The sequence below is a fragment of the Actinomadura sp. KC345 genome, from assembly GCF_004348515.1.
Taxonomy (GTDB): Bacteria; Actinomycetota; Actinomycetes; order Streptosporangiales; family Streptosporangiaceae; genus Spirillospora.
Map to the genome: position 1 here is coordinate 1 of NZ_SMKH01000339.1, position 7,741 is coordinate 7,741.

At 72.7% G+C, this 7,741-nt stretch carries 6 protein-coding genes and 2 pseudogenes; 4 read left to right on the forward strand and 4 right to left on the reverse strand.

Annotated features, from left to right (window positions below):
- From E1281_RS34420 to E1281_RS34430, 3 genes and pseudogenes are all read right to left on the reverse strand, one after another.
- A pseudogene (locus E1281_RS34420) lies at nt 1–776 on the reverse strand (hypothetical protein); the annotation flags it as partial.
- A gap of 24 nt (nt 777–800) precedes the next feature.
- Nucleotides 801–1,958, reverse strand: a complete 1,158-nt coding sequence (locus tag E1281_RS34425; protein WP_131883897.1) for a hypothetical protein — start codon at nt 1,956–1,958, stop codon at nt 801–803.
- Nucleotides 1,959–2,075: 117 nt separating this feature from the next.
- Nucleotides 2,076–3,155: a CAP domain-containing protein gene (locus tag E1281_RS34430; RefSeq protein WP_131883898.1), complete on the reverse strand. Its 1,080-nt coding sequence runs from the start codon at nt 3,153–3,155 to the stop codon at nt 2,076–2,078.
- 426 nt (nt 3,156–3,581) lie between these two features.
- Here E1281_RS34430 and rplM point away from each other — a divergent pair, with 426 nt between their 5' ends.
- The 3 genes from rplM (at nt 3,582) to glmM (ending at nt 6,253) form a co-directional block, all read left to right on the forward strand.
- Nucleotides 3,582–4,034, forward strand: a complete 453-nt coding sequence (gene rplM, locus E1281_RS34435) for a 50S ribosomal protein L13 (RefSeq protein ID WP_131883899.1) — start codon at nt 3,582–3,584, stop codon at nt 4,032–4,034.
- A gap of 100 nt (nt 4,035–4,134) precedes the next feature.
- Nucleotides 4,135–4,653 (forward strand): 30S ribosomal protein S9, encoded by a 519-nt coding sequence (rpsI, locus tag E1281_RS34440; RefSeq protein ID WP_131883900.1) that lies wholly within the window; start codon nt 4,135–4,137, stop codon nt 4,651–4,653.
- A 256-nt stretch (nt 4,654–4,909) separates the two neighbouring features.
- Nucleotides 4,910–6,253 carry a phosphoglucosamine mutase gene (gene glmM, locus E1281_RS34445; RefSeq protein WP_131883901.1) on the forward strand — a complete coding sequence of 448 codons (1,344 nt, stop codon included), beginning with the start codon at nt 4,910–4,912 and terminating at the stop codon, nt 6,251–6,253.
- Between the two features lie 194 nt (nt 6,254–6,447).
- On the opposite strand, the gene E1281_RS34450 is transcribed toward glmM, so the two are convergent.
- Entirely contained in the window at nt 6,448–7,098 is a 651-nt protein-coding gene (locus E1281_RS34450) for an HNH endonuclease family protein (RefSeq protein WP_131883902.1), read from the reverse strand.
- Between the two features lie 130 nt (nt 7,099–7,228).
- On the opposite strand from E1281_RS34450, the pseudogene E1281_RS34455 reads away from it, so the two are divergent.
- A pseudogene (locus E1281_RS34455) lies at nt 7,229–7,741 on the forward strand (DUF389 domain-containing protein); the annotation flags it as partial.

The following is a 7,741-nucleotide window of genomic DNA, read 5'->3' on the forward strand; positions in this document are numbered from 1 at the left end:
TCTCCGATCCCCGCGGCCGCGGCGGCGTGGGGGAACGGGCCGCTGCCGGTGGGCGGCGTGACGCCGACCGGCAGGATCGCGTCCGGTTCGAGCACCTGCCCGAGGTTGGCGGTGGAGGCGTTCTCGGCCTCCTTGGCCCGCTCGAAGGCCGCGGCCTGCGACGCGTACGCGGCCTCTCCCGGGGCGGCCGGGGCGTCTTCGGCGGGACGGTCGTCCGCCGTGCTCTCCACGGCGGTGTCGTCCGCTGCGGTCTCGGTTTCCGTCTGGTCGGGGGCCGGGGTCTCCGCGACCTCCGGGGTGTCGGCGCCCTCCGGCGGGCCGTCCTCGGGGGGAACGGCCGGGAAGCCGTCGGGGTCGGTGTCGCCGGACGCCGTCGCCCGCTTGACGATGGGTTCGGCGGGGACGGCCCGGCGGGAGTCGACGTTGGGGACTCCGACACCGGCGACGAGCGTCCCGACCTGGATGCCCGTGGTCTCGGCGGCGGCCGGTGCGGCTTCGGGGGCCGGGTCTTCGTCGGACGGTTCCGCCGGGAACGTCTCTTCGGGGGGCGGCGCCGTCTCCGTGGACTCGGCGGCCCACCAGGGAGCCTGCAGCCCGAACGCGGGCAGCCGGGGCGCCGCGGCCCCCGCCTCGCCGGCGGGGGCGGCCTCGTCCGCCGGCGGCGGGTCGTCGGCCGGAGGGACCGCGCCGCCGAAGCTGGGCGGCGCCGAGTCGGCGGGGACGGCGGACGCCCCCGCCGACTCGGCGGACTCCCGGGTGTCTCTAGGTCCAGACATAGGCAGAGAGGGTATTCAAACCGGTCACTTCTGGAGGGGTTTGCCTTCGGTTTCCCTGTAGTGCAGGGCCACCGCCAGGTTGCTGCCCTTCACCATCTCGGCACCGAAGACGCGGACGGCCGAATGATACTTCTTGGTGATTCTCTTGCCGTCCGGACGCTGCACCCACGTCATGAGCAGGTAGTGGCCGCGGGCCTGGGAGGTCCCCAGCGCCTCGCCCCTGCCGTTGGTCTTGGAGATGCCCTTCTTGCCCGGCAGCGCCTGCAGGAAGGCGTCGTCGTCGGCGGCCGCCTTCACGGCCAGCTTGGCCGCGGCCTCGGACTTGAGGTTGAACACGCCGACACTGCCGATGAGCTGGCCCTTGAGCCGGCCTCCGGTCAGCGCGTAGGTGGCGCGCAGAGCCTGCGTGCAGTCGCCCGCCTTGAGGTACTTCTCCAGTTCCTTGCCGCCGACGGCGGCGGTGCAGCTCCGCTTGTGGTTCACGGCCGTCCGCACGTACTTGTGGCCGCGTGCGTTGAACTTCCCGTTGCCGAAGACCTCCTTGAGCGTCAGCGGCTTGGGGTCGGTGGCGCGGGTCTTGAGCTTCACCGGTGTCAGGACGGGCTTCGTCGGGGTCGGGGTCGGCGTCGGTGTGGCCGCGGCCCGGGACGGCTTCGCCTCCTCCTCCGAGTCGCCCTTCAGCACCGACGAGAGGCCGATGCCGCCGCCGATGAGGACGAGGCCGGCGACCGCCGCGGCACCGATGATCAGCGGCAGGTTGCGGCGCTTCTCGGGCCGGGGCGGCGCGTCGGACGGCATGGGCGGCCCGCCCTCGCCGGGGCCGTAGTGATCCCCGAACCCGCCGGGGGGCCCGGGGGGGCCGGCGGGAAACGCGCCGTGCGCGTTCCCGGCGACGGGCTCGTCGCCCCAGGCGCCGCCGCCCGCGGCGGCGGTCTGGTCCGCGGGCCCGCCGAACGGCTCGCCGCCGAAGGATCCGCCACCGAAAGGCTCACCGCCGAAGGGCTCGCCGCCGGACGGCCTTCCGCCGAACGGCCCGGCGCCGGGCCCTTCGGCGCGCGGCGCGAAGGGGGCTTCGTCGTTGTCACGGCCGTACGGCGGCACTTCGGCTCCGGGTCCGTACGGCGTGTGCGGCGGCTGCCGGGATGGCTCGCCGCCGGAGTTGCCTTGATCGCCCGGATACATGGATGGGACCTTACCGTTCCTCGTTCAAGGTTCTGGACCTTCGGAACACCCACCATGACATGGGGGCGAACCGGACGCCGGTGATTTGCCGAAGGTCACATCCGGGAGCGGGGCAGGTCATTTCCAGCCGAAGTTCTGCGTCCACAGGGGTCCGCCGGGGCCTGAGGCGCGGCCGACGCCGATGGCGCGCAGATCACAGTTGAGGATGTTGGCCCGGTGTCCCGGGCTGTCCATCCACCCCTTCACGACGGCGGCCGCGGTTGGGTGGCCCTTGGCGATGTTCTCGGCGCCGGGGCTCGGGTAGCCGGCGTCCTCCATCCGCTTCCACGGGCTGTCGCCGTTCTGCGACGTGTGGGAGAAGTAGTCGTTGGCCGCCATGTCGGCGGAGTGCTTCCGGGCCGCGGTGACGAGCCGCTGGTCGACGCGCAGTGCCGGGCAGCCGGCCTTGGCGCGCTCGGCGTTGGTGAGCGACACCGCGGCGGCCTCGGGACCGGACTGGCCCGCCGTGGACGCGCCCGAGCCGCCGGAACCGCCCGAGCCGCCGCCGGTGGTGGATCCGCCGCCGGACGGCCGCTTCGAGGTCGGGGGCTCGCCGGACCTGGACGGCGCCGGGGCCGGGTTCTCCGGGTCGCGCACCGACTTCAGCGGCGGCGTCCGCTCCGCCGAGGTCGGCGTGGGGCCGGCGCCGGAGGACGGCTGCCCGCCGCCGGTTCCGTTGCCCGTCACCGCCGGCGACTCGCTCTGCGGGCCGGGCGGGATCACGGTGGACGGGCTCGCGCCGGGTCCGGACGCGGACGTCTTCTCCGACCGCATCTCGGGCAGGACGAGACGGTCGATCGCGACGCCGGCGCTGACCGCGAGGCCGGACGCGGTGATGGCGACGACGATTCCGGTGACGCTCTTCGCCCGCGAGCGCTTGCGCCCCTTGCCCGGCGGCCTGCCGCCCGGGTGTTGCCTCCGGCCGTCGTCCGGAGGTCCCGAGCGGTGCCCGGCGCGCCGTGGACCGGCACCGGTGACGAGGGGGTCGCGGGAGGGGGAGGCGCCGCGCGCGGCGGCGTCACGTGCTGGGGCGCCGTCCCGCCCGGTGTATCCGGGCCGAGGGCGTCCGGCGGGTTCGCCTGGTCTGCGGGGAGTAGACAGCGGGGGCTCCCGTGTGCGGGCCGGCAGGGCCGGCGTGGACCGGTCGCCGGGCACCATATCCCGTTATGTACACGCGGTTACGAAGATCGCCCGAAAAAGAGCAAGACCGCTACACGCGGTGATCACTAGGCCGCTGACCGTTCCCTGACCCGCCGGTGGGCTGCGCCGAAAAGCGGCCGGAGCCGCCGCGCGCGGCCTGTTTTGACCCCCGGGTGCGAAGCCGAGTATCCTGCGTGTTTGTTGTGTGCGTCGACGCCTGCCCGGTGCGGGCGTCCCGGCGATACGACTACGTGTCGGTGTGCCCCGGATTGCTCGCGCTGTCGGCGCGAATCCCGGTTCGGGCCCCGGCCTCCCGGAGCGCCAGGTCGGACGTGGTTTCTGATCGGCGCGAGCAGGATTCCGCTGAGTAAAGGACCGCGCGCCCGTGAGGGCGGGCGGCATCGAAACCGCTGAGAAGTCGACGAGAAACGAAGGCTGACGACCGTGCGCACGTACACCCCTAAGCCCGCTGACGTCGAGCGTCAGTGGTACGTCATCGACGCGACCGATGTCGTGCTGGGCCGTCTCGCCAGTCAGGTCGCGCAGCTGCTTCGGGGTAAGCACAAGCCGATCTACGCCCCGCACCTGGACACCGGTGACTTCGTCGTCATCGTGAACGCCGACAAGGTGGCGATGTCGGGCAACAAGGCCGAGCGCAAGAAGGCCTACCGGCACTCGGGCTACCCGGGCGGTCTGCGCTCGGTGACCTACGCCGAGCTGCTCGCCAAGCACCCCGAGCGGGCCGTCGAGAAGGCGATCAAGGGCATGCTGCCCAAGAACTCCCTCGGCCGGAAGATGTTCGGCAAGGTGAAGGTCTACTCCGGGCCGGACCACCCGCACCAGGCGCAGAAGCCGGTGCCGTTCGAGATCACCCAGGTCAGCCAGATCGTCAAGTGACCCCCGCGCACGAGCTCATCGTGCGCTCCCTGGAACACGAGGCCGCCGGGGCACCCGTTGGACGGGCCCGCCGCCCTGGCTAGAACACCCGAGGAGAACCGTGGACGAGACCACAGAGCCGACCGTCGAGCCGGGCACCGAGCAGCTCGACTCGTACGAGGACGCCCCGTCCGAGTACAGCACCGAGTCCCCCGAGGCCGCGGGCGAGAGCTACCTCGGCCAGCCCGTCGCCACCGGCCCCGCGGCCGGCACCGGCCGCCGCAAGCAGGCCATCGCGCGGGTCCGCATCGTCCCCGGCACCGGCCAGTGGAAGATCAACGGCCGCACCCTGGACCAGTACTTCCCGAACAAGGTCCACCAGCAGATCGTGAACGAGCCGTTCGTGCTGCTGGGCCTGGAGGGCCAGTTCGACGTGCTCGCCCGCGTCAACGGCGGCGGCACCACCGGCCAGGCGGGCGCGCTGCGCCTCGGCATCTCCCGCGCGCTGCAATTCGCGAACATCGAGCACCGCCCGGCGCTGAAGAAGGCCGGCTTCCTCACCCGTGACGCGCGGGTGCCGGAGCGCAAGAAGGCCGGGCTCAAGAAGGCCCGCAAGGCTCCCCAGTACAGCAAGCGTTGATCGACGGTACGAGCCGTCGCACCCCGTGGAGTTTCTCGCACCCGGCCCGCGTGGCCGGAGCGACGGGTGCGGCGGCTCGTCCGCTTTCCAGGGCCCGGGTCTCCCGTCGCCGTCCGGGACCGGCCCCGCCGGTGCGGCGCGTGCGCTCCGCGCGGGATGGCAGACTCGGTGCCCACCGGATCTGGCCGCGCGGCGCCGGTAGGGCCTGCTCCCCGCCTGCTCCGGCGCGGCCTTTCGCCATATCGGGAGTTGAACTGTGGCTCGTCTGTTCGGGACCGACGGCGTGCGAGGGCTCGCCAACCGCGATCTGACCGCACCGCTCGTCATGGACCTGTCCGTCGCCGCGGCGCGGGTGCTGGGCGAGCAGGGCGCCTTCAAAGGCCACCGGCCGCTCGCGGTGGTCGGCCGCGACCCGCGGGCCTCGGGCGAGTTCCTTGAGGCGGCGGTCGTCGCGGGCCTCGCCAGTTCCGGGGTGGACGTGCTGCGCCTCGGCATCCTGCCGACGCCCGCCGTCGCCTACCTGACGCACCAGCTGCACGCCGACATCGGCGTGATGCTGTCGGCGTCGCACAACGCGGCCCCCGACAACGGCATCAAGTTCTTCGACCGCAGCGGCCACAAGCTGCCGGACGAGCTGGAGGACCGCATCGAGGCGCGGCTCGGCGAGGCGTGGGAACCGCCGACGGGCGCCGCGGTCGGCCGGGTCCGGGAGGCGCACGGCGCGGTCGAGCAGTACGTGGCGCACCTGCTGTCGACGGTCCCGGTGTCGCTGGACGGCCTGCGCGTCGTGGTCGACTGCGCGAACGGCGCGTCCTCCGATGTGGCGCCGGAGGCGCTGCGCCGCGCCGGCGCCGAGGTGTTCACGATCGGGACGGCGCCGGACGGCCTGAACATCAACTCCGGCTGCGGCTCCACGGACCTGGAGGCGCTGCGCAGAGCGGTCGCCGAGCACGGCGCGGACGCGGGCATCGCCAACGACGGCGACGCCGACCGCTGCCTGGCCGTCACCGCGTCCGGCGAGGTCGTGGACGGCGACCAGATCATGGCGGTGCTGGCGCTGGAGCTGCGGGAGACGGGCGCCCTGGCCGCCGACACCGTGGTCGCGACCGTGATGTCGAACCTCGGGTTCAAGCTCGCCATGCGGGAGGCCGGGATCACCGTGGTCGAGACCGCGGTCGGCGACCGGTACGTCCTGGAGGCGATGAGGGACGGCGGCTTCGGCTTCGGCGGCGAGCAGTCCGGCCACGTGATCATGCTGGATCACGCGACGACGGGCGACGGCGTGCTGACCGGACTGCACCTGCTGGCCGCGATGGTCCGCCGGGGCCGCCCGCTGGACGAGCTGGCGAAGGTGATGACCCGCCTGCCGCAGGTGCTCGTCAACGTCAAGGACGTCGACAAGACCCGCGCGAAGACCTCACCGGAGCTGGCCGCCGCCGTCGCCGCCGCCGAGACCGACCTCGGCGAGACGGGCCGGGTCCTGATCCGTCCCAGCGGCACCGAGCCCATGGTGCGCGTCATGGTCGAGGCGGCCTCGGAGAGCCAGGCGCAGTCCGTCGCCGACCACCTCGCCACCGTCGTCCGCACCACGCTGCGCTGAATCGCAGTGCCCTTGGCGTCAGGCCCTGGAGGGCCTTCCTTCGGCGGGCACTGCGTGCGATCGCTGCATCGCTTCGAACTCGCCTTGGCGGCTCGCTTCGCGATCAGGTTTCTCGCTTCGCTCGTAACCTGCCTTCGGACGCGATCGCAGTGGTTTTGGTCGTTGCGTGGCTGGGACGGTGGCTGGTGTCGCTGTTAACAGCGCTCAAGGAAGTCTTCGAGGGCGGTGTGGTCGGCGCGGGTGATCGGCAGCGAGTACTTCTTGGCGACGGCGATGTACTTGACCGCGTAGGTGCACTGGAAGCCCTTCCGCGGCTTCCACTCGCCCGGACCGGAGTCGCTCTTCTGCTGGTTGGGCACGCCCCACACGGCGAGGAGGTTGCCGTGGTCGTTGGCGAACCTCTCCCGCCGGTCCTCGCTCCAGCGTGAGGCGCCCATCCGCCAGGCGAGCGCGAGCGGGTAGAGGTGGTCGATCTGCACCTCGGCGGCGTCCCTCTTGGCGAAGGTGATCTCCTTGCCGCTGTAGGGGTCGCGGAGGCGGCCGGTCATGACGATGCAGCCTCCGTCCTTGCCGACGTCCTCCAGGTCCCGGGCGAGGACGTCGTTGCGCTGGTCGCAGCCGTTGCGGTCGATGTCCTTCCAGCGTGTCCCGAACTTCTCCCGCTCGTAGCCGTCGCCGTCGCCCTCGGACGCGACGCGCAGCCCGGACAGGTCCGCGCGGGCCCTCGCCTCCTCGCCGGACGCGGGCTTCGTCCCGTCGCCGCTCTCGGAGAGGCCCACGCTCGCCTCGCAGCCCGCCGCCAGCGGGACGGCGAGCACGAGGCCCGCCACAGCCGTCCGCATCATGCCCTCGCCGCCCTGCTTATCGGTATAAGTAACGACAACTGATCAAACCGTATGTGCCGGTGTCGTGGCCACGCGCTCCCGCCGCGGGATCGCGGTGCTGATCGACTCGCCGGTCCTGGTGGTCGGCGCGATGGTGCTCGGGCCGGACTTCGGCGCCATCGCGGCGATCTGCTACGGCGTCGTCCGGCCGCGGGTCCGGCACGTCACCGCGGCGGTGCGCGCGCTGGCGGTCGGGTTCGCCGTCGCGATCGCGGTCACTTACGTGTGCGCGCTCGTCGGCCGGTGGACGGGGGTGATCGAGCTGGACCGGCTGCCCGACCAGCGTCCGCTCACCGCGTTCATCTACAGCCCGGACCGCTGGTCGTTCATCGTGGCGCTGCTCGCGGGGCCGCCGGGGTGCTGTCGCTCACCGCCGGCAAGTCGTCGGCGCTGGTCGGGGTGTTCATCTCCGTCACCACCGTGCCCGCGGCCGGCAACCTCGCGGTCGCGATGGCGCTCAGGCACGGCAGCGAGATCACCGGGTCGCTGCTGCAGCTCGCCGTCAACCTGGCCGGATTGATCGTCGCGGGTACGCTCACGCTGCTCGTCCAGCGGGCGCTGTGGGGGGCCGTCCTGCGCCACGATGGCCAGTCCTGGTGGAGGG

Bases quoted from the DNA above. Each gene is read 5' to 3' on its own strand.
- E1281_RS34425 (WP_131883897.1), bottom strand. From the start codon at position 1,958: ATGTATCCGGGCGATCAAGGCAACTCCGGCGGCGAGCCATCCCGGCAG.
- E1281_RS34430 (WP_131883898.1), bottom strand. From the start codon at position 3,155: ATGGTGCCCGGCGACCGGTCCACGCCGGCCCTGCCGGCCCGCACACGG.
- E1281_RS34450 (WP_131883902.1), bottom strand. From the start codon at position 7,098: ATGATGCGGACGGCTGTGGCGGGCCTCGTGCTCGCCGTCCCGCTGGCG.